At 32.3% G+C, this 22,828-nt stretch carries 20 protein-coding genes and 1 pseudogene; 18 read left to right on the top strand and 3 right to left on the bottom strand.

The window, feature by feature from the left end; all coding sequences use genetic code 11:
- Positions 1 to 2: 2 nt before the first annotated feature.
- The 11 genes from xseA (at position 3) to JQN76_RS11345 (ending at position 11,632) form a co-directional block, all read left to right on the top strand.
- Entirely contained in the window at positions 3 to 1,340 is a 1,338-nt protein-coding gene (gene xseA / locus JQN76_RS11395; protein ID WP_001286928.1) for an exodeoxyribonuclease VII large subunit, read from the top strand.
- The gene (locus JQN76_RS11390; protein ID WP_000159865.1) at positions 1,333 to 1,563 is read left to right on the top strand and encodes an exodeoxyribonuclease VII small subunit; all 231 of its coding nucleotides are present in this window, start codon (positions 1,333 to 1,335) and stop codon (positions 1,561 to 1,563) included. The genes xseA and JQN76_RS11390 overlap by 8 nt, the downstream gene beginning before the upstream one ends.
- Positions 1,541 to 2,422 (top strand): polyprenyl synthetase family protein, encoded by an 882-nt coding sequence (locus JQN76_RS11385; RefSeq protein ID WP_000183381.1) that lies wholly within the window; start codon positions 1,541 to 1,543, stop codon positions 2,420 to 2,422. Before JQN76_RS11390 ends, JQN76_RS11385 begins: the two co-directional genes overlap by 23 nt.
- Before the next feature lie 431 nt (positions 2,423 to 2,853).
- Complete coding sequence (ahrC, locus tag JQN76_RS11380) at positions 2,854 to 3,306, top strand: transcriptional regulator AhrC/ArgR (protein WP_001124985.1); 453 nt, start codon at positions 2,854 to 2,856, stop codon at positions 3,304 to 3,306.
- Positions 3,307 to 3,321: 15 nt separating this feature from the next.
- Positions 3,322 to 5,001, top strand: a complete 1,680-nt coding sequence (recN, locus tag JQN76_RS11375; protein ID WP_000942202.1) for a DNA repair protein RecN — start codon at positions 3,322 to 3,324, stop codon at positions 4,999 to 5,001.
- A gap of 150 nt (positions 5,002 to 5,151) precedes the next feature.
- On the top strand, positions 5,152 to 6,573 hold the full coding sequence (lpdA, locus tag JQN76_RS11370) for a dihydrolipoyl dehydrogenase (protein WP_001291538.1): 1,422 nt from the start codon (positions 5,152 to 5,154) through the stop codon (positions 6,571 to 6,573).
- A gap of 15 nt (positions 6,574 to 6,588) precedes the next feature.
- Positions 6,589 to 7,581 (top strand): thiamine pyrophosphate-dependent dehydrogenase E1 component subunit alpha, encoded by a 993-nt coding sequence (locus JQN76_RS11365; RefSeq protein WP_000568351.1) that lies wholly within the window; start codon positions 6,589 to 6,591, stop codon positions 7,579 to 7,581.
- The gene (locus JQN76_RS11360) at positions 7,581 to 8,564 is read left to right on the top strand and encodes an alpha-ketoacid dehydrogenase subunit beta (protein ID WP_001096642.1); all 984 of its coding nucleotides are present in this window, start codon (positions 7,581 to 7,583) and stop codon (positions 8,562 to 8,564) included. Before JQN76_RS11365 ends, JQN76_RS11360 begins: the two co-directional genes overlap by 1 nt.
- Before the next feature lie 12 nt (positions 8,565 to 8,576).
- The gene (locus JQN76_RS11355; protein WP_000406846.1) at positions 8,577 to 9,851 is read left to right on the top strand and encodes a dihydrolipoamide acetyltransferase family protein; all 1,275 of its coding nucleotides are present in this window, start codon (positions 8,577 to 8,579) and stop codon (positions 9,849 to 9,851) included.
- 349 nt (positions 9,852 to 10,200) lie between these two features.
- Positions 10,201 to 10,638, top strand: a complete 438-nt coding sequence (brxB, locus tag JQN76_RS11350; protein ID WP_000367419.1) for a bacilliredoxin BrxB — start codon at positions 10,201 to 10,203, stop codon at positions 10,636 to 10,638.
- Between the two features lie 13 nt (positions 10,639 to 10,651).
- Entirely contained in the window at positions 10,652 to 11,632 is a 981-nt protein-coding gene (locus JQN76_RS11345; protein ID WP_000916193.1) for an aromatic acid exporter family protein, read from the top strand.
- A 126-nt stretch (positions 11,633 to 11,758) separates the two neighbouring features.
- Here JQN76_RS11345 and prli42 read toward each other — a convergent pair whose 3' ends face one another.
- The gene (gene prli42, locus JQN76_RS11340; protein WP_001789875.1) at positions 11,759 to 11,938 is read right to left on the bottom strand and encodes a stressosome-associated protein Prli42; all 180 of its coding nucleotides are present in this window, start codon (positions 11,936 to 11,938) and stop codon (positions 11,759 to 11,761) included.
- Positions 11,939 to 12,200: 262 nt separating this feature from the next.
- Here prli42 and JQN76_RS11335 point away from each other — a divergent pair, with 262 nt between their 5' ends.
- The 7 genes and pseudogenes from JQN76_RS11335 to JQN76_RS11305 all read left to right on the top strand — a co-directional run bounded on the left by JQN76_RS11335 (position 12,201) and on the right by JQN76_RS11305 (position 19,874).
- Positions 12,201 to 13,334 carry a tripeptidase T gene (locus JQN76_RS11335; protein WP_000606704.1) on the top strand — a complete coding sequence of 378 codons (1,134 nt, stop codon included), beginning with the start codon at positions 12,201 to 12,203 and terminating at the stop codon, positions 13,332 to 13,334.
- A 67-nt stretch (positions 13,335 to 13,401) separates the two neighbouring features.
- Positions 13,402 to 14,808 carry an NADP-dependent phosphogluconate dehydrogenase gene (gene gndA / locus JQN76_RS11330; protein ID WP_000193707.1) on the top strand — a complete coding sequence of 469 codons (1,407 nt, stop codon included), beginning with the start codon at positions 13,402 to 13,404 and terminating at the stop codon, positions 14,806 to 14,808.
- Between the two features lie 315 nt (positions 14,809 to 15,123).
- Complete coding sequence (locus JQN76_RS11325) at positions 15,124 to 16,407, top strand: MFS transporter (RefSeq protein WP_000122705.1); 1,284 nt, start codon at positions 15,124 to 15,126, stop codon at positions 16,405 to 16,407.
- A gap of 218 nt (positions 16,408 to 16,625) precedes the next feature.
- Entirely contained in the window at positions 16,626 to 16,997 is a 372-nt protein-coding gene (locus JQN76_RS11320; RefSeq protein ID WP_000413439.1) for a VOC family protein, read from the top strand.
- Positions 16,936 to 17,189: pseudogene (locus JQN76_RS11315) on the top strand (hypothetical protein). Before JQN76_RS11320 ends, JQN76_RS11315 begins: the two are co-directional and overlap by 62 nt.
- Positions 17,190 to 18,209 (top strand): LacI family DNA-binding transcriptional regulator, encoded by a 1,020-nt coding sequence (locus JQN76_RS11310; protein WP_000256340.1) that lies wholly within the window; start codon positions 17,190 to 17,192, stop codon positions 18,207 to 18,209.
- Between the two features lie 15 nt (positions 18,210 to 18,224).
- Positions 18,225 to 19,874: a glycoside hydrolase family 13 protein gene (locus JQN76_RS11305; protein ID WP_001041916.1), complete on the top strand. Its 1,650-nt coding sequence runs from the start codon at positions 18,225 to 18,227 to the stop codon at positions 19,872 to 19,874.
- Positions 19,875 to 19,955: 81 nt separating this feature from the next.
- Here the strand turns inward: JQN76_RS11305 and JQN76_RS11300 are convergent, their stop codons facing one another.
- Positions 19,956 to 20,822, bottom strand: a complete 867-nt coding sequence (locus tag JQN76_RS11300; protein WP_001815459.1) for an AraC family transcriptional regulator — start codon at positions 20,820 to 20,822, stop codon at positions 19,956 to 19,958.
- 229 nt (positions 20,823 to 21,051) lie between these two features.
- Positions 21,052 to 22,536 (bottom strand): glucose-6-phosphate dehydrogenase, encoded by a 1,485-nt coding sequence (zwf, locus tag JQN76_RS11295; RefSeq protein ID WP_000105076.1) that lies wholly within the window; start codon positions 22,534 to 22,536, stop codon positions 21,052 to 21,054.
- Positions 22,537 to 22,828 lie beyond the last annotated feature (292 nt).

Genomic DNA, 22,828 nt, shown 5'->3' with positions numbered 1-22,828 from the left:
ATATGTCAGATTATTTAAGTGTTTCAGCTTTAACGAAATATATTAAATATAAATTTGATCAAGATCCACATCTCCAATCTGTATTGATTAAAGGTGAGCTTTCAAATTTCAAAAAGCATTCAAGTGGTCATTTATACTTTAATGTGAAAGATAAAGAAAGCGTTATAAGTGCCATGATGTTCAAAGGTAGTGCTTCTAAATTAAACTTCGAACCTAAAGAAGGAGATGAAGTCTTATTAGAAGCACGTGTTTCTGTTTTTGAACGTCGTGGAAACTATCAAATTTATGTAAATAAAATGCAATTAGATGGTATAGGGAACTTATATCAAAAATTAGAAGCATTAAAGAAAAAATTAACTGAAGAAGGTTGTTTTGATAAAGCGAATAAGAAATCAATACCTAAGTTTCCTAAAAAAATTGCAGTTTTAACAGCGAGTACAGGTGCCGCAATTCGAGATATCCATTCAACGATAAATAGTCGTTTTCCATTAGCTGAACAAATACAAATTAGTACTTTGGTTCAAGGTGAAAAAGCAAAAGACGACATTATTGAAAAAATTGAATATGCAGATAGTTTAGGTGTAGATACCATTATTGTAGGTCGAGGCGGTGGATCCATAGAAGATTTATGGAATTTCAACGAAGAAGCTGTCGTCCGTGCAATATATAATTGTAAGACACCGATTATATCAGCAGTTGGTCATGAAACAGACTTTACATTAAGTGATTTTGCTGCAGACATCAGAGCTGCGACTCCAACTCAAGCTGCTGTTATTGCAACACCAGACCAATATGAATTGCTGCAACAAATACAGCAATATCAGTTTACATTGACTCGTTTCATCAAGAAACATTTAGAACAACAACGTAAACATGTTGAACATTTGTCATCGTATTACAAGTTTAAACAACCAACTTTATTGTATGATCAACAGATACAACGTCGAGATGATTTAGAAAAGAGACTGAAACAACAAATTCAGGCAACTTTTGAACAACAGAGACATCGATTAATGCTGTTGCAACAACGTTATAATTTAAAAGCATTACTAAGTAGTGTTAATCAAGAACAACAAAATAATCTTCAATTGACAAACCAACTTGTTAAATTATTGAATTCTAAGATATTAAGTTATAAAAATGATTTGAAAAATAAAGTAGAAAACTTAAACAATTTAAGTCCAACTAATACAATGTTGCGTGGATATGCAATTGTTAATAAAAAAGACGAAGTCATTACGAGTACTAAAGATTTAACAGAAAATGATCAATTGACGTTAACAATGAAAGATGGCTTAGTAGATGCAAAAGTTACGAAAGTAAGGTGTAATAATGACTAAAGAAACGCAAAGTTTTGAAGAAATGATGCAAGAATTAGAGCAAATTGTTCAAAAATTAGATAATGAAACAGTATCTTTAGAGGAATCATTAGATTTATATCAACGTGGTATGAAACTATCAGCAGCTTGTGACACAACTTTAAAAAATGCCGAAAAAAAGGTGAATGACTTAATAAAAGAAGAAGCTGAGGATGTAAAAAATGACGAATCTACCGATGAATAAATTAATAGATGAAGTCAATAATGAATTATCGGTTGCGATAAATAAATCAGTAATGGATACTCAGCTAGAAGAAAGCATGTTGTATTCATTAAATGCTGGAGGTAAACGCATCCGACCAGTTCTGTTATTACTCACTTTAGATTCACTAAATACCGAGTATGAGTTAGGTGTGAAGAGCGCAATTGCACTAGAAATGATTCATACATATTCACTTATTCATGATGACCTACCAGCGATGGATAATGATGATTATCGACGAGGGAAATTAACAAATCATAAAGTATATGGTGAGTGGAGTGCGATATTAGCAGGTGATGCTTTATTAACTAAAGCATTTGAACTTATTTCAAGTGATGATAGATTAACTGATGAAGTAAAAATAAAAGTTCTACAACGGCTGTCAATAGCAAGTGGTCATGTTGGAATGGTCGGCGGTCAAATGTTAGATATGCAAAGCGAAGGCCAACCAATTGATCTTGAAACTTTGGAAATGATACACAAAACAAAAACAGGAGCATTATTAACTTTTGCGGTTATGAGTGCAGCAGATATCGCTAATGTCGATGATGCAACTAAAGAACATTTAGAAAGTTATAGTTATCATTTAGGTATGATGTTCCAGATTAAAGATGATTTATTAGACTGCTATGGTGATGAAGCAAAGTTAGGTAAAAAAGTGGGCAGCGATCTTGAAAATAATAAAAGTACGTACGTGAGTTTATTAGGGAAAGATGGCGCAGAAGATAAATTGACTTATCATAGAGACGCAGCAGTGGATGAACTAACGCAAATTGATGAACAATTCAATACAAAACACTTATTAGAAATCGTTGATTTATTTTATAGCAGGGATCACTAAAAGCAAATATATCGATTAGCAACAATTGTAAAGTTTGAAATGTCTCAAAAGGCATATTCAACTGACGTTGTTTGTTAATCGATTTTTCTCATGTTGAAACTTAAAATTATGTTGAAGACTTTCATTTAAAAAATAGAATTTTCAATTTCTATACGACAATATTCGTATCTGTGATATCAATGTGATTTTAATTAAATATGTTCAAACAATTGACGCTTATTAAATCTAATAATTAGCAAGTTTATTACACATATATTCATTTTTATACATATTTTAAGCAATTGTTATGCGTAATATGAAAAATATTTATAAATAGATAACCAAGATAGATAAACCATGTTTACCCTTTTTACGTAAAGGTGTTTAGTAGTCGTAAATCAGTGCATGTGTTAAAATAAATGTATAAATATTCGTAATCAGAGGTGTTTACTGTGCCCAAAAAATCGGTTAGGCATATTAAAATTAGAGAAATTATTTCAAATGAACAGATAGAGACACAAGATGAATTAGTTAAACGATTAAACGATTATGATTTAAATGTCACTCAAGCAACTGTTTCTCGTGATATTAAAGAACTACAACTTATTAAAGTACCTATACCTTCAGGTCAATATGTTTATAGTTTACCAAATGATAGAAAATTCCATCCTTTAGAAAAATTGGGACGTTATTTAATGGATTCCTTTGTTAATATAGATGGTACTGATAATTTACTTGTTCTAAAAACATTACCTGGCAATGCACAATCTATTGGAGCTATATTAGACCAAATCAATTGGGAAGAAGTACTAGGCACAATTTGTGGTGATGATACTTGTTTAATTATTTGTCGAAGCAAAGAGGCAAGTGATGAAATCAAGTCAAGAATTTTCAATTTGTTATAAGGATGCGATGAGTTTATGTTACAAACCTTATCAATCAAGCAATTTGCTATTATTGAAGAGTTAGAAATTCAATTTTCTGATGGTTTAACTGTTTTAAGTGGTGAAACGGGTTCAGGTAAGTCAATTATTATAGATGCAATTGGACAATTAATTGGAATGAGAGCTTCATCTGATTTTGTAAGACATGGTGAAAAAAAGGCTGTCATCGAAGGTATATTTGATATTGACGAGAGTAAAGATGCTATACATATATTGAAAAATATGGATATTGATGTAGATGAAGATTTTTTATTAGTTAAACGGGAAATTTTTAGCTCTGGTAAAAGTCTTTGTAAAATTAATAATCAAACAGTTACTTTACAAGATTTACGAAAAGTTATGCAAGAATTATTAGATATTCATGGCCAACATGAAACGCAGTCTTTGTTGAAACAAAAATACCATTTAACATTATTGGATAATTACGCAGAATCACGTTATCAAGATTTGTTGGATAAATATCACCAAACTTTTCAAAATTATAAAGCCAAAAAGAAAGAGTTAGAAGATTTAGAATCAGCAGACCAAGCATTGCTGCAGCGTTTAGATTTAATGAAATTTCAATTAGAAGAATTGTCTGAAGCACATCTAAAAGAAGGCGAAATAGAGCAACTTGAAATAGATATTAAACGCATTCAAAACTCTGAAAAATTAAGCTTAGCGCTTAATAACGCACATATGACATTAACGGATGAAAATGCTATCACTGATCGTTTGTATGAACTAAGCAACCATTTGTTAACAATAAACGATATAGTTCCAAACAAATATGACAAATTAAAAGAAGATATTGATCAATTTTATTACATTTTAGAAGATGCAAAACATGAGTTATATGATGAAATGGCTAATACAGAATTCGACGAACAAGTGTTAAACGAGTATGAATCTCGTATGAATTTGCTGAATAATTTAAAACGTAAATATGGAAAAGATATTTCAGAATTAATCGCATATCAAGAAAAGCTTAATAATGAAATCAATAAAATTGAAAACTATGAACAAAGTACATCGCAGTTACGAGAAGAAATAAATGCATTGTATAATCAAGTTATAGAGGTTGGACAAGCGTTATCAAAGCAGCGTCGTATAGTCGCTAGGGAGTTAAGAGACCACATTGTATCGGAAATTCAAAACTTACAAATGAAAGACGCAAATCTTGAGATTTCATTTAAAAAATTAGAAGAACCGAATATTGATGGAATCGAATTTGTAGAATTTTTAATCAGTCCTAATAAAGGGGAACCATTAAAAAGTTTAAATAAAATTGCGTCAGGTGGAGAACTTTCTAGAATTATGTTAGCGTTAAAAAGTATTTTTGTTAAATCGAGAGGTCAAACTGCAATTTTATTCGATGAGGTTGACTCAGGTGTATCTGGACAAGCTGCACAAAAAATGGCAGAGAAAATGCGAGATATAGCAGAATATATACAAGTTATTTGTATTTCTCACTTGCCACAAGTTGCATCGATGAGCGACCATCATTTATTAATTTCGAAATCATCAAAAGATGATCGTACAACAACACAAGTTCAAGAGTTAATTGGCGATGATAAAGTAGATGAAATTGCACGAATGATTTCAGGTGCAAGTGTTACTGATTTAACTCGTGAAAATGCAAGAGAAATGATACAACACAATCAAAGACATAGATAATTTCCAAAGTGTGTTGACTACTCATTTGTGGATTTATTTATGTGCATTCAAACTAAATAGACAATCATGTAAAATAGGTAATTAATGGACATGAAAACTATGTATTAATAAATTTTCAATGGATATATATCATTAGTTAGGAGTAAGAACATGTCAGAGAAACAATATGATTTAGTCGTTCTCGGAGGAGGTACTGCAGGATATGTTGCTGCGATACGTGCGTCTCAATTAGGTAAGAAAGTGGCAATAGTAGAACGACAACTATTAGGAGGTACTTGTCTCCATAAAGGTTGTATTCCTACTAAATCGCTGCTTAAATCTGCTGAAGTATTTCAAACAGTAAAACAGGCAGCAATGTTTGGCGTTGATGTCAAAGATGCTAATGTTAATTTTGAAAATATGTTGGCACGAAAAGAAGACATTATTAATCAAATGTATCAAGGTGTAAAGCATTTAATGCAACACAATCACATTGACATTTATAACGGCACGGGACGTATTCTAGGTACATCTATATTTTCACCTCAAAGTGGCACAATTTCTGTCGAATATGAAGATGGTGAATCAGACTTATTACCCAACCAATTTGTATTAATTGCAACTGGTTCTTCGCCTGCAGAGTTGCCATTCTTATCATTTGATCATGATAAAATTTTATCTAGCGATGATATATTATCATTAAAGACGTTACCATCAAGTATTGGTATTATTGGTGGTGGTGTTATCGGAATGGAATTTGCATCATTGATGATAGATTTAGGTGTTGACGTAACAGTTATAGAAGCTGGTGAAAGAATTTTACCAACTGAAAGTAAACGAGCTTCACAACTATTAAAAAAATCATTGTCAGCACGTGGTGTTAAATTCTATGAGGGAATAAAACTTTCTGAAAATGATATAAATGTTAACGAAGATGGTGTTACATTTGAAATTTCCTCAGACATAATTAAAGTAGATAAAGTGTTGCTATCGATTGGTAGAAAACCTAACACATCAGATATTGGTTTAAACAACACTAAAATAAAACTTTCAACATCAGGACATATTTTAACGAACGAATTTCAACAAACTGAAGATAAACATATTTATGCAGCTGGTGATTGTATTGGAAAATTACAATTGGCACATGTTGGATCAAAAGAAGGTGTTGTGGCCGTCGATCATATGTTTGAAGGGAACCCAATCCCAGTAAACTATAACATGATGCCTAAGTGTATTTATTCACAACCTGAAATTGCTTCTATCGGTTTAAACATTGAGCAAGCAAAGGCAGAGGGAATGAAAGTTAAAAGTTTTAAAGTACCATTTAAAGCAATTGGTAAAGCAGTGATTGATAGCCATGATGCAAACGAAGGGTATAGCGAAATGGTGATTGATCAATCAACTGAAGAAATTGTGGGTATTAATATGATTGGTCCACATGTAACAGAATTGATTAATGAGGCATCACTGTTACAGTTCATGAATGGCTCGGCATTAGAATTAGGACTAACAACACACGCACATCCTTCCATCTCTGAAGTGTTGATGGAATTAGGATTGAAAGCAGAAAGTAGAGCTATTCACGTATAAATAGGAGGATTTAACATGATTGATTATAAATCATTAGGCCTTAGCGAAGAAGACCTAAAAGTAATATATAAATGGATGGATTTAGGTAGAAAAATAGATGAAAGACTGTGGTTATTGAACCGTGCAGGTAAAATTCCATTTGTTGTAAGTGGTCAAGGACAAGAAGCAACTCAGATTGGGATGGCATACGCATTAGAAGAAGGTGATATTACTGCGCCTTATTATAGAGATCTAGCTTTCGTTACTTATATGGGTATATCAGCGTATGATACGTTTTTATCAGCGTTTGGAAAGAAAGACGATGTTAACTCTGGTGGAAAACAAATGCCATCACACTTTAGTAGTAGAGCTAAGAATATTTTGTCACAAAGTTCACCGGTAGCAACTCAAATACCCCATGCTGTTGGTGCTGCTTTAGCTCTAAAAATGGATGGTAAGAAGAAAATTGCAACAGCAACTGTTGGTGAAGGTAGCTCAAACCAAGGTGACTTCCATGAAGGTTTAAACTTCGCGGGTGTACACAAACTTCCTTTTGTATGTGTCATTATAAATAATAAATATGCAATTTCAGTACCTGATTCATTACAATACGCAGCTGAAAAATTATCGGATAGAGCACTTGGTTACGGTATACATGGTGAACAAGTAGATGGTAATGATCCATTAGCAATGTATAAAGCGATGAAAGAAGCAAGAGATCGAGCTATTTCTGGTCAAGGTTCAACTTTGATTGAAGCAGTAACAAGTCGTATGACAGCTCATTCATCAGATGATGACGACCAATATCGTACGAAAGAAGAGCGTGAAGCGCTTAAAAAAGCAGACTGCAATGAAAAGTTCAAAAAAGAGTTGCTTTCAGCTGGCATTATCGATGATGCTTGGTTGGCAGAAATAGAAGCGGAGCATAAAGACATCATCAATAAAGCGACAAAGGCTGCTGAAGACGCGCCATATCCAAGTGTCGAAGAAGCCTATGCATTTGTGTACGAAGAAGGGAGTCTTAACTAATGGCTAAATTATCTTATTTAGAGGCGATACGCCAGGCACAAGACTTAGCATTACAACAAAATAAAGATGTGTTTATTCTTGGTGAAGATGTTGGTAGAAAAGGTGGCGTATTTGGTACTACTCAAGGACTGCAACAAAAATATGGTGAAGACAGAGTTATCGATACGCCATTAGCTGAGTCAAATATTGTTGGAACTGCCATTGGTGCAGCTATGGTAGGTAAAAGACCAATTGCAGAAATTCAATTTGCAGATTTTATTTTACCTGCGACAAATCAAATTATTAGTGAAGCTGCGAAAATGCGTTATCGTTCAAATAATGATTGGCAATGCCCATTAACGATTCGTGCACCATTTGGTGGCGGTGTTCACGGAGGACTATATCATTCACAAAGTATTGAAAGTATATTTGCTTCATCACCAGGTTTAACAATTGTTATTCCTTCCACACCGTATGATGCTAAAGGGCTTTTATTATCATCTATCGAATCAAATGATCCAGTATTGTACTTTGAGCATAAAAAAGCTTATCGTTTCTTAAAGGAAGAAGTGCCAGAAGAATATTACACTGTACCTTTAGGAAAAGCAGATGTTAAACGTGAAGGTGAAGATTTAACAGTATTTTGTTATGGATTAATGGTCAATTATTGTTTACAAGCAGCGGATATTTTAGCTGCAGACGGTATCAACGTTGAAGTCGTAGATTTACGAACTGTTTATCCATTAGATAAAGAAACAATTATTGATCGTGCTAAACATACAGGTAAAGTTTTACTTGTAACTGAAGATAATTTAGAAGGTAGTATTATGTCAGAAGTGTCAGCGATTATTGCAGAGCATTGCTTGTTCGATTTAGATGCACCAATCATGCGTTTAGCTGCTCCAGATGTACCATCTATGCCATTTTCTCCTGTATTAGAAAATGAAATTATGATGAATCCAGAAAAAATCTTAAATAAAATGCGTGAATTAGCAGAATTCTAGGGAGGGAAAGTCATGGAAATAACAATGCCTAAGTTAGGTGAGAGTGTTCATGAAGGTACCATTGAACAATGGTTAGTTTCTGTTGGTGATCATATTGATGAATATGAACCATTATGTGAAGTTATTACAGATAAAGTGACAGCTGAAGTCCCTTCCACGATATCAGGAACAATTACAGAAATTTTAGTTGAAGCGGGGCAGACAGTAGCTATTGATACAATTATCTGTAAAATTGAAACTGCTGATGAAAAGACAAATGAAACAACTGAAGAGATACAAGCAAAAGTGGATGAGCATACTCAGAAATCTACTAAAAAAGCTAGTGCAACAGTGGAACAGACATCTACTGCTAAACAAAATCAACCACGTAATAATGGTCGCTTTTCACCTGTTGTATTTAAACTCGCTTCAGAGCATGACATTGATTTATCACAAGTTGTAGGTAGTGGATTTGAAGGTCGTGTAACTAAGAAGGATATAATGTCAGTTATTGAAAATGGTGGTACCACAGCTCAATCTGACAAACAAGTTCAAACACAATCAACATCAGTAGATACATCAAGTAACCAATCATCTGAAGACAATAGTGAAAACAGCACAATACCAGTAAATGGTGTGCGTAAAGCAATTGCGCAAAATATGGTTAATAGTGTAACAGAGATTCCACATGCATGGATGATGATTGAAGTAGATGCTACAAATCTTGTGAATACGAGAAATCATTATAAAAACAGCTTTAAAAATAAAGAAGGATATAATCTAACGTTCTTTGCTTTCTTTGTAAAAGCTGTAGCAGATGCTTTAAAAGCATATCCTTTATTAAATAGTAGCTGGCAAGGAAATGAAATTGTCTTACATAAAGACATTAATATTTCAATTGCTGTTGCTGATGAAAATAAATTATACGTACCTGTGATTAAGCATGCAGACGAAAAGTCAATCAAAGGTATAGCTAGAGAAATTAATACTTTAGCAACGAAAGCGCGTAATAAGCAATTGACAGCTGAAGATATGCAGGGCGGTACATTTACGGTAAATAATACTGGTACATTTGGTTCAGTATCATCAATGGGTATTATAAATCATCCTCAAGCAGCGATTTTACAAGTAGAATCAATCGTTAAAAAGCCAGTAGTAATTAATGATATGATTGCAATTCGTAACATGGTTAATTTATGTATTTCAATTGATCATCGTATTTTAGATGGTTTACAAACAGGTAAATTTATGAATCATATTAAACAGCGTATCGAACAGTATACTTTAGAAAATACAAATATATATTAGTGATAACATAGATGCATCTATCGACAACTTGTTTTATCTTGTTCTTGTCGATGGATGTATTTTTTGGGGCAATAAAATATTTGCAATATATTCAAAAAAGATAAAGAACAATAATCAACATGGTTGAATGCATTTTTGCAGTAAAGTCAAAATAAGACATCATACTTGAAACATATTAATGAAAACAGGTGAACAAATTAGTTTCCATGATTTTAAGCACAATAATGTTTGGTATATTGTTAAAATTGTGTCTAAATATAGGTGTGATTCAGATTAGTTTATTGAACAATATGTTATTAATTAGTAGAATGAGGATAGTTTAAATATAAAGGGATAGGTGATTGAACTTATGGACATGAATTTCGATTTATATATGAACGGTGTTGTAGAACAAGCAAGGAATGAAATTGAATCTGCGGGATATGAGCAATTAACTACTGCAGAAGATGTTGACAAAGTTCTTAAACAAGATGGTACAACACTAGTTATGATCAATTCTGTATGTGGATGTGCAGGTGGTATCGCAAGACCAGCAGCATCACATGCTTTACATTATGACGTATTACCTGATCGTCTAGTGACAGTATTTGCTGGACAAGATAAAGAAGCGACACAAAGAGCGCGTGAATACTTCGAAGGTTATGCGCCTTCAAGTCCGTCATTTGCATTAGTAAAAGATGGAAAGATTACAGAAATGATTGAAAGACATCAAATCGAAGGTCATGATGTGATGAACGTAATTAATCAATTACAAACATTATTCAATAAATATTGTGAAGAAAGATAAGAGGCGCTAACCCATGTTAAAGTTAAATCCTTACAAGATTGGATTTAGAACAATAAAAACAGCAGTGGGTATGACTTTAGGTGTAATTATTAGTAAGCTGTTAGGTTTAGATAATTATGCTTCAAGCGCCATATTAGTCGTATTATGTATTAAACATACAAAAGTACATTCGCTACAAGCGATTATTTCAAGATTAGTATCATGTTTTTTAGTATTGTTTTTAGGTTCAGCAATATTTAGTTTATTAGGCCAGAGTCCAATTGTACTCGGTATTATCGTATTGTTATTTATACCATTAACTGTCGTATTAAAAGTACAAGAAGGTGTCATTACGAGTTGCGTTATATTACTTCATGTTTTTAATGCAAAATCAATTGATGCACATTTAATTGTTAATGAAACATTATTACTGTTAATTGGACTAAGCATTGCATTTACAATGAATTTAATGATGCCAAGTTTAGACAAACAACTAGACGAATACAAATGTAAAATTGAGCAACAAATTGCTGATATTTTTAGTAAATATAGTTATATTTGTGAAAAATATGAAGATACCATTGCGATTGAATTTGAAGCGTTACTTTTAAATATTAAAAAGGCGAAGTCTATCGCGTTCCGAGATGTTAAAAATCATTTTGTTAGAAACGAAAATTCATACTATCATTATTTTGATATGCGAGAAGAGCAAGTGGAATTGTTAATGAGAATGAAACCGCTCATCGAAAGTATCTGTCATAAAGATCCACTTTTAAATGATGTTGCGTCACTGCTGAAAGAAATTGGTCTAAATGTGAATAGTAATGACTATACAGCAATGCGTTTACACAATTTGTATGAGACGCGTTTGAAATTGGATGAACTGCCATTGCCAACAACACACAAAGCGCTTAACTCGAGAGCAAGTATTATTCAAATATTAAATGAATTAGAAGAATATTTACAAATCAAATCGCAATTTGGTTCATTGAAAATGCATAGTGAAGTAGCTTAAAAAATAATCCATCCGTATGACCCATGTTTGAAAGTAATCGTTGCAATACGATAACTTATTAATACATGCGTTTATAACGGATGGATTTTTAATTGTATGATTTTGTATAGGTAGTTGAGATATAGTTTATAAAATTGGAATGATACTCGTTAATAACAATGCTAATACAACTGATACAAGCATAACGATAATGATAATTCTTAAAACTTTATTTTGCATTTTGTGTGCCTCCAAATGAATAACCTTTGTATTAATAATTACGACATAAGATATAAAACTTTTAACTTGAGACGATATAACTAGCAATCATCATAAAGGAATATAATAAAAAACATGAGTAAGTTTGCTTATGTCATTTTCCTCATTATACGATATCTTTGAAAAATCAATCAATATATTTTTGACAAAGCTTAGTTTGAGTTACAATAAATATATATAATAAATTGAAAATAATATGACACAATTTACAAGCCTGATAAATCTGTGTAACGTCAATTACTGTAACATTTTATTTCATCAATTTTTACCGTTTGGCGTACTTGAAAATTTTGATAAAAGGGGTTCCATTATGATTAATGAGCAAAGATTACTTAATACGTTTTTAGAACTTGTACAAATCGATTCTGAGACAGGGAATGAATCAACAATCCAACCTATTTTAAAAGAAAAATTCATATCATTAGGGTTAGATGTTAAAGAAGATCAAGCGGCTAAACATCCTAAATTAGGTGCCAATAATCTAGTGTGTACAATGAATAGTACTATCGAAGAAGGCGAAGTACCTAAATTATATTTGACGAGCCATATGGATACTGTTGTACCCGCAATTAATGTAAAGCCAATTGTAAAAGATGATGGCTACATATACTCTGATGGTACGACTATTCTAGGTGCAGATGATAAAGCAGGATTAGCAGCGATGCTTGAAGTTTTGCAAGTGATAAAGGAACAACAAATCCCACATGGACAAATTCAATTTGTGATTACTGTTGGAGAAGAATCAGGTTTAATTGGTGCTAAAGAATTAAATTCAGAGTTGTTGGACGCGGACTTTGGTTATGCTATTGATGCAAGTGCTGATGTCGGCACTACGGTTGTAGGTGCACCGACGCAAATGTTAATTTCAGCTAAAATTATTGGCAAAACGGCTCATGCAAGTACGCCAAAAGAGGGTGTTAGTGCTATTAATATTGCGGCTAAAGCAATTAGTCGAATGAAATTAGGACAAGTTGATGAAATAACTACTGCCAATATTGGTAAGTTTCATGGCGGTTCAGCTACGAATATTGTTGCAGATGAAGTCATTTTAGAAGCAGAGGCACGTTCTCACGATCCAGAAAGAATAAAAACACAAGTCAAACATATGACTGATGTGTTTGAAACTACTGCATCAGAATTAGGTGGGAAAGCAGAAGTTACAGTGGAGCAAAGTTATCCAGGATTTAAAATTAATGATAATGAAGCGGTTGTTAAAATTGCACAAGAAAGTGCTCGTAATTTAGGATTATCTGCAAATACAATTATTTCTGGTGGCGGTTCAGACGGCAGTATTATTAATACATTTGGTATTCCTTCAGTCATTTTAGGAGTGGGTTATGAAAAAATCCATACAACAAATGAGAGAATGCCGATTAAATCATTGAACTTGCTTGCAAGTCAAGTGTTAGAAATAATCAAAATAGTTGCGCGACAATCGAAATGATTTAGTGTAGTGTATGTCTATTTTGTGATACAATACTAATGAAAAATCAACAAGTGAGGTAAGTAATATGACACAACAAATTGGAGTTATTGGTTTAGCCGTTATGGGTAAAAACCTAGCTTGGAATATTGAATCACGCGGATATAGTGTATCTGTATTTAACCGCTCAAGTGAAAAAACTGATTTAATGGTTGAAGAATCAAAAGGGAAAAATATTCATCCAACGTACTCATTGGAAGAATTTGTTAATTCTTTAGAAAAACCACGTAAAATTTTATTAATGGTTCAAGCAGGTAAAGCTACGGATGCAACGATTGATAGTTTGTTACCTTTATTAGATGATGGAGATATTTTAATTGATGGTGGTAATACAAACTATCAAGATACTATCAGACGTAATAAAGCATTAGCACAAAGTGCAATCAACTTTATTGGTATGGGCGTTTCTGGTGGTGAAATTGGAGCGTTAACTGGTCCGTCATTAATGCCGGGTGGACAAGAAGAAGCTTATAACAAAGTTGCAGATATTCTTGATGCAATTGCTGCTAAGGCAAAAGACGGTGCTTCATGTGTTACTTATATTGGACCAAATGGTGCTGGACACTATGTGAAAATGGTACATAATGGTATTGAATATGCTGACATGCAATTAATTGCAGAAAGTTATGCTATGATGAAAGAATTATTAGGTATGTCTCATGAAGACATTGCTCAAACGTTCAAAGACTGGAATGCTGGTGAATTAGAAAGTTATTTAATTGAAATCACTGGTGATATTTTCATGAAGTTAGATGAAAATAAAGAAGCATTAGTTGAAAAAATTCTTGATACTGCAGGTCAAAAAGGTACAGGAAAATGGACTTCAATTAACGCATTAGAATTAGGTATTCCATTAACAATCATTACTGAATCTGTATTTGCACGTTTTATCTCTTCAATCAAAGAAGAGCGCGTAAATGCTTCTAAAGAATTAAATGGTCCAAAAGCATCATTTGATGGTGACAAGAAAGACTTTTTAGAAAAAATTCGTAAAGCATTATATATGAGTAAAATTTGTTCTTATGCACAAGGTTTCGCGCAAATGCGTAAAGCAAGTGAAGATAATGAATGGAATTTAAAACTTGGTGATTTAGCTATGATTTGGAGAGAAGGTTGCATTATCCGTGCACAATTCTTACAAAAGATCAAAGATGCTTACGATAATAATCCAGGATTACAAAACTTATTGCTAGATCCTTACTTTAAAAACATCGTTACTGAATATCAAGATGCGTTACGTGATGTTGTCGCAACTGGTGTTCAAAATGGTGTACCAACACCTGGTTTCTCTTCAAGTATTAATTACTATGATAGTTACCGTGCAGCTGATTTACCTGCAAACTTAATTCAAGCACAACGTGACTACTTCGGTGCTCACACGTACGAAAGAAAAGATAAAGAAGGCGTATTCCATACACAATGGATTGAAGAATAATATTGACCATTGAGCCTGAGACCTTATGAATTTAGGTAATGTTAAAGAGACAATTTCTATTATTTATTTGATAGAAATTGTCTCTTTCCTTATGTATTTATCGAAATTTACTACGCATGATATATTCAATGATTTTCTTTCTCTTGTCAAATTAAAATTTTTAACTTTTATAAATTAACGATATCTATCCTCATAGAATTTGTCCGTTTAAGTGTAGACGTTTTACTTACATACTATTAAGATAGCATTAGTTAATAATTTTAATATTTAGATAAATAGATTACGTTTTATTATTTGATGAAGAAGAGGGATAGAATGTCATATACTTCTGTATTGTTTAATAAGAACTTTACTTTTTATTTAATAGGGATAGCTTTTTCTAACATAGGCAGTGCTTTTACTACGTTTGTTTTTCCGTTAATGATTTTAAAGCTTACTGGCTCTGCATTTCAAGTTGGCATAGTTTCTGCACTAAGTTTTATACCTTATGCAATTTTAGGACTGCCAGCAGGTGCTTTAATTGACAGATTGAATAAGAAGACCATAATGAAATGTGCTGATATAATTAGGTTCATTTCATATTTAAGTATACCAGTATTAAGTTTTTATAATATGTTAAGCATCTTTCAAATTTATGTAGTTGCAATCATTTCAGGTATTGGATTAGTATTTCACAGTATTTCTGAGGTTTCGATAATCCCAAGTATTGTAAAAGAAGAAGATTTGGCGAGCGCAAACAGTTATATATACGCTACTCAAAATGTTTCGGAATTTTTGGGCCCTATAATTGGAGGTTTACTTTATACATATATGGGATATTCAATATTGATTTTTATAGATTCTATGACTTTTTTACTCTCATTTTTCAGTTTGATATTAATTAAAATTGAAACAAAGAGTATATTCAATCAAGAAAAGTTGAGTGGAAAAAATTTTTTGAGCGATGTTAAAGTTGGATTTGATTATCTATTATCTAATTCAACTATTAGAGTAATGGCTGTTGTTGTAAGTTTATCCAATCTAATTATCTCACCTTATTATATTTATATAGTAATGTTTGTAAAGGAAGTCATGAATCAATCATCTCAAGCATTGGGGTTAGTTTTAGGTATCTCATCATTAGGTGCGCTAATCGGTTCATTATCTGCAAGTTTTCTCTTGAAATTATTTAATTTCGGAAAACTAATTGTAATTATATTATTTTTAGATACAATTTTTAGATTAATGTTACCATTTAGTACTTATATTTTTATACTCATCCCACTTTTAGGGTTGACATATATGACACAATCCATTTTAAATATAGCGATAATCACACTGAGGCAAAAGAAATGTTCAGAACATATGTTAGGACGTGTTAATAGTGTTTTTAAAACAATGGTTTTTGCATTCAGACCTATAGGCCTTTTTTTAGGCGGCATATTACTTGAAAATAAAGGTGGATTTTATGCACTTACGATCAGTGCTGTGTTATTTATACCATTAGTGTTATATATACTGAAAAATAGATTTTATCAAGATGTACGTTTAATTAATTTAATTATGTTAGTTATACATTCTAATGGACAATGTGAGCTACACCCAGTTAAGTTGACATAGAAAATACGAAAACTTTGAACGAAGTATTTCATTGATATATGTCCCAGACGACATGTTTGATTAATGAAGTTCTATGTGGCTACAAAATTTTAAAAATTACACAAGCAATATCTATTACCTTAAAAGCATCCCGCCATATTTTTAAGCATTTTGTGAAGTAATAAAATATTTACTGTGCTATGATAGCATGTACTATAGAGAAATAGAGGTACTATTTTATGGAAAAGTTAAATCAAGTTATGTTATATGTTGATGATGTTGAAAAAGCGAAAGCATTTTGGACAGAAACTTTAGAATTTGTTGTTGTAAGTGAAACACCGTTAGCTGAGGACTATGTTGCAGTTGAAGTATCACCTACGAAAGATGCTGAAACGTCATTGACGATTATGGCAAAAGAATTTATTGAAAAGTATAGCCCGGAAGTGAACCTAGGAACACCATCTTTAATGTTTAAAGAGAAAAACTTTGATGCATTATACTCAAAATTAAATGATTTAGGTTTAACTGGGCATGATATAGTAGAAATGAATGGTCAACGTGTATTTAATTTTCAAGATGGCCAAGGTAACTATTTTGCAGTTAGTGACTAAACAATCGATTTTAATATTTATATAAACCTTTATATTGATTTTCGGATTGAATTTCAGTATGAAGGTTTATTTTTATCGTTTTATGCAATCGTTTGCACAAATCTTTTGACTTTTTTAGAAAGTGTGACTAAACTGGTATTATACAGTAGTTGGAAGCGTTTTCTGATGCAGAAATTAACAGGAGGTGATTAAATGGTTACGATTAAAGATGTTGCACTAAAAGCCGGTGTTTCTCCTTCGACAGTTTCAAGAGTTATAAAAGGAAATCAACGTATTAGCGAAGCGACAATTTCAAAAGTGAAGAAAGTTATGGAAGAATTGAATTATTTTCCTAATACCGCTGCTAGAACTTTAATTACAAACCAAACATATAAAATTGGTTTAGTGTTAAAAGGGTCTGAGGAGCCTATTCGACTGAATCCATTCTACATCAATGTATTGCTAGGAATTTCTGAAACGTGTAACCAGCATGGCTATGGTACACAAACGACAGTCTCAAATAATATGAATGATTTAATGGATGAAGTTTATAAAATGATTAAACAACGAATGGTTGATGCGTTTATACTGCTTTATTCAAAAGAAAATGATCCAATTAAACAAATGTTAATTGATGAAAGCATGCCATTTATTGTGATTGGTAAGCCTACATCGGATATAGATCATCAATTTACACACATAGATAATGATAATATATTAGCTTCTGAAAATTTGACACGACATGTTATTGAACAAGGTGTAGATGAATTAATATTTATTACAGAAAAAGGAAATTTTGAAGTTTCAAAAGATAGAATTCAAGGATTTGAAACGGTTGCATCACAATTTAATCTGGATTATCAAATTATTGAGACTAGTAATGAAAGAAAAGTTATTTTTAATTACATGCAAAATCTACATACGCGCTTGAAGGACCCAAATATTAAACAGGCAATCATTTCGTTAGATGCTATGTTACATTTAGCGATTTTAAGTGTGCTATATGAACTTAATATTGAAATTCCAAAAGATGTAATGACAGCAACATTCAATGATTCTTATTTAACCGAAATTGCGTCACCACCTCAAACCAGTATTGACATCAAGCCTCGAATGTTAGGTCAACAGGCTGGTTCAGCAATTTTAAATATATTGAAAAACAAAGCACAGGATGTTATTGAACTCGTCATTATAGATACAGAATTAAAAATAAGAAAATCAACACAGCGATAGCAAAGGAGTTTTAAAATGAATAAGCAATGGTGGAAAGAAGCAGTAGCATATCAAGTATATCCAAGAAGTTTTAATGATAGTAATCACGATGGTATTGGGGATTTACCTGGAATGATTGATAAATTGGACTACTTAAAAGATTTAGGTATCGATGTCATTTGGCTCAGTCCAATGTTTAAATCACCTAATGATGACAATGGTTATGATATTAGTGACTATCAAGAAATTATGGATGAATTTGGAACGATGGAAGACTTTGATTGTTTATTAAAAGGTGTTCATGATAGAGGCATGAAGCTTATTTTAGATTTAGTTGTAAATCATACATCTGATGAACATCCTTGGTTTATAGAATCTAAATCTAGTAAAGACAATCCCAAACGTGATTGGTATATTTGGCAAGATCCAAAGCCAGATGGCTCTGAACCTAACAACTGGGAAAGTATCTTTAATGGATCTACATGGGAATATGATGCTAATACTGAGCAATATTATTTCCATTTATTCAGTAAAAAACAACCTGATTTGAATTGGGGTAATCCAGAAGTTAGAGATGCTGTATTTGAAATGATGAACTGGTGGTTTGATAAAGGCATTGATGGATTTAGAGTAGATGCAATTACGCATATTAAGAAGACGTTTGAAGCGGGTGACTTACCTGTACCTGAGGGTAAAACATATGCCCCAGCATTTGATGTAGATATGAATCAGCCAGGTATACAAACTTGGTTACAAGAGATGAAAGATCGCTCATTAAGTAAGTATGACATTATGACTGTCGGTGAAGCGAATGGTGTAAGCCCTGATGATGCTGATGACTGGGTCGGGGAAGAAAATGGTAAATTTAATATGATATTCCAATTTGAACATTTGGGACTGTGGAATAGTGGTGATTCTCACTTTGATGTAAATTCGTATAAATCTGTATTAAATAGATGGCAAAAACAACTTGAAAATAAAGGTTGGAATGCGTTGTTTATTGAAAATCACGACCAACCACGACGTGTATCGACGTGGGGTGACGATGACAAGTATTGGTATGAATCAGCAACAAGTCATGCAGCTGTTTATTTCTTGCAACAAGGTACGCCATTCATTTATCAAGGTCAAGAAATTGGTATGACGAATTATCCATTTGAAAGTATTGAAACGTTTAACGATGTTGCTGTTAAAAATGACTATCAAATAGTGAAAGCTCAAGGTGGAGATGTAGACGCTTTACTTGCGAAATATAAAGATGAGAACCGAGATAATTCTCGCACACCAATGCAATGGGATGATACGTTAAATGGAGGATTTACAAATGGTGAACCGTGGTTCCCAGTGAATCCGAATTATAAAACTATCAATGTTGCACAACAATTAGAAGATGAGCATTCAGTATTACAATTTTATAAAGATTTAATTCAATTAAGAAAGTCTAATGATGTATACGTATATGGTCAATTTGATTTAGTAGATGCTGAAAATTCACAAGTTTTTGCGTACACGAGAACATTAAATGAAAAGCAAGTTCTTATTGTAGGTAATCTTACTAACCACGAAGCAGAATTAACTGTACCATTTGATTTAAGCCATGGAGAAGTAAAGCTATTTAATTATGATGCCAAAGTTAATTTAAAACAGTTACGTCCATATGAAGCATGTGTTATCGAACTAAATTAACATATTAATATGCCCCCTAATAGAATCTAAGGCCATTTGTAGACCTATAGATATATTAGGGGGCTTCTTTGTTTTTAATTTTTAATCTTCGTCATAAGGACTCTGTTTAACAGGAATCCAAAGCTGAATTTTAGTGAATGGGTCATTAAATGAAATATCGAGAGGGTACACTTCAACATATAAATCATTTCGTTCATATGGCAATGTTAACTGCAAACTTGATTCAATATAGTACCAAGCTTCATTAGTTGCATAATCAATTTCACCTTGTAAATTGAATTTCGCACAATGTTTGCCAGGTAAAAATCGGCTTTCTAAGTGTGCAGGATAACGTTCACTTGGTACACCTACAAATATTTCTAAACCATTTTCAAGAGGACAACTAATAACAAATAGTTCAAATGGACTAACGTCATTATATCGTCGTAACTCTTTAATTTTACCATCAATGAGCAAGTCTTCTAAAAAATCCGGAACATTAAAAGGATGTGACAAATACTTAGTGTCTATAAATCGTGCATATCCAACCAATGAAATATCATCTGTCTCTTCTAATCTGTATGGATAGGGTGCTCTCTCAGTAGTTGATAATTTGATATATAATCGCTCTTGAATTTGTAATTCATCTTTTTTAGTAGAAGCTTGAATAGGTGATACGCCGTGAAAATCACTAAAATCATTTGCAAAATCATTTGAATTTGCATAGTGATATTTTTTAGCGATATCTACAAGTCGTGTAGCACCATTAATCACATCATTTGCAGCGAGTGTCATTTTACGCGCGCGTGCATAAGCTTCTGGAGATAAGCCGACAATCATTTTAAATGATTGATCAAGATGGTATGGCGAAAGACCAACGTAATCACTTAATTCTTGCAAATGGAAAGGCTCTAATAAACGATCTTCAATATAAACAATTGCCTGTTGTATTTGCTTGATAACGTCCAAAACTTTCACTCCAATTAATTCAATCATTTATTTTTATTCTACATTATTTCTATAAATTATACACCCATTTGTTCAATGATTATTAAAATAGTTTTGGGCATTGTAAAATATAATTTCATAATATAGTCTAGAAAAAAAGCGAATGATAGAACAATTGATTTACTTGATTCGTAATCAATCCTTGTCATTCGCTCATTTATTTTTGTTTAACATGTGCGTTTTAATTCAATTATTGAATATCGTCCCACCAATGGTTACCATCACGAGCAAGTAGTAAATCACTTTCTAATGGACCATTAGTACCTGATTCATAGTTAGGGAATTCTGGATCAACCATATTCCATTCATCTTGAATTGCATCAACAAATTTCCATGTTGATTTTAATTCTTCCCAGTGCGTGAAGTTAGTGGCATCACCTTTAAGACAATCGAATAATAGATTTTCATATGCATCTACAGTATTCATTTTATCTTGAGCGCTCATTGAATAAGACAATTGAACAGGTTCAGTTTCGATACCTTGTGTATTTTTCTTAGCATTTAGATGTAAAGATACACCTTCATTAGGTTGGATATTGATTACTAATAGGTTTGAATCTAATAGTTTATCAGTTTCATAGTATAAGTTCATTGGTACTTCTTTAAATTCAACGACAACTTGAATTGTTTTAGATTTCATACGTTTACCAGTACGAATATAGAATGGTACACCAGCCCATCTAAAGTTATCAATTGTTAATTTACCTGAAACAAAGGTAGGTGTGTTAGAGTCATCTGCAACGCGATCTTCATCACGGTATGCTTTAACTTGTTTACCATCGATATAGCCTTCGCCATATTGACCACGAACAAAGTTCTTTTTAACATCTTCAGATTGGAAATGACGCAGTGATTTAAGTACTTTTACTTTCTCAGCACGGATATCTTCACTATTTAAACTAATAGGTGCTTCCATAGCTAATAATGCAACCATTTGTAACATGTGGTTTTGCACCATATCTTTTAGCGCGCCACTTGATTCATAATAACCACCACGATCTTCAACACCTAGTATTTCAGAAGATGTAACTTGGATGTTTGAAATATATTTGTTATTCCATAATGGTTCAAACATCGCATTCGCAAAACGTAATACCTCGATATTTTGAACCATGTCTTTTCCTAAATAGTGGTCAATACGATAAATTTCTTCTTCTTTAAATGATTTACGAATTTGATTGTTTAATGCTTCGGCTGATTTTAAATCACTACCGAATGGTTTTTCGATAACAAGGCGTTTAAATCCTCTTGTATCAGTAAGACCAGAAGATTTTAGATAATCAGAAATAACGCCAAAGAATTGTGGTGCCATTGCTAAATAGAATAGTCGATTACCTTTTAATTCAAATTGGCTATCTAATTCATTACTAAAATCTAGTAATTCTTGATAGCTTTCTTCATTACTAACATCATGTCTATGATAGAAGACATGTTCCATAAACGCGTCAATTTTGTTTGTATCTTTTACGTGCTTTTGAATTGATGATTTTACTTGATTACGGAAATCATCATTAGTAATGTCACGACGTCCAATACCGATGATGGCAATATGTTCATCTAAATTGTCTTGTTGGTAGAGATGGAATATTGATGGAAACAACTTACGATGGCTTAAGTCACCAGTTGCACCAAAGATTGTGATTAAACAAGGGATGTGTTTGTTTTTAGTACTCAAGATTAAAACCTCAATTCTTAATTAGATATATGATTTATTATTATAAGATAATCCATTCAGCAGGTCATTCAATATGCTCGACAGTATGCAGTGTCTTAAATGAAATATCGATTCATGTATCATGTTTAATGTGATACTTATTAATGATAAGTATAACGTAATTATCAAAATTTATATAGTTATGTCTACGTTAAAGTTAGAAAAATTAACTAGCAAAGACGAATTTTTAACAGATTTTGATTCAAGTATAAATTAAAACTAAATTGATACAAATTTTATGATAAAATGAATT

The organism is Staphylococcus sp. SM3655 (assembly GCF_016917315.1).
GTDB classification, from domain to species: domain Bacteria; phylum Bacillota; class Bacilli; order Staphylococcales; family Staphylococcaceae; genus Staphylococcus; species Staphylococcus aureus.
The sequence above is the reverse complement of the archived record's forward strand: the minus strand, read 5'-3'. Positions and strand labels throughout refer to the sequence as shown.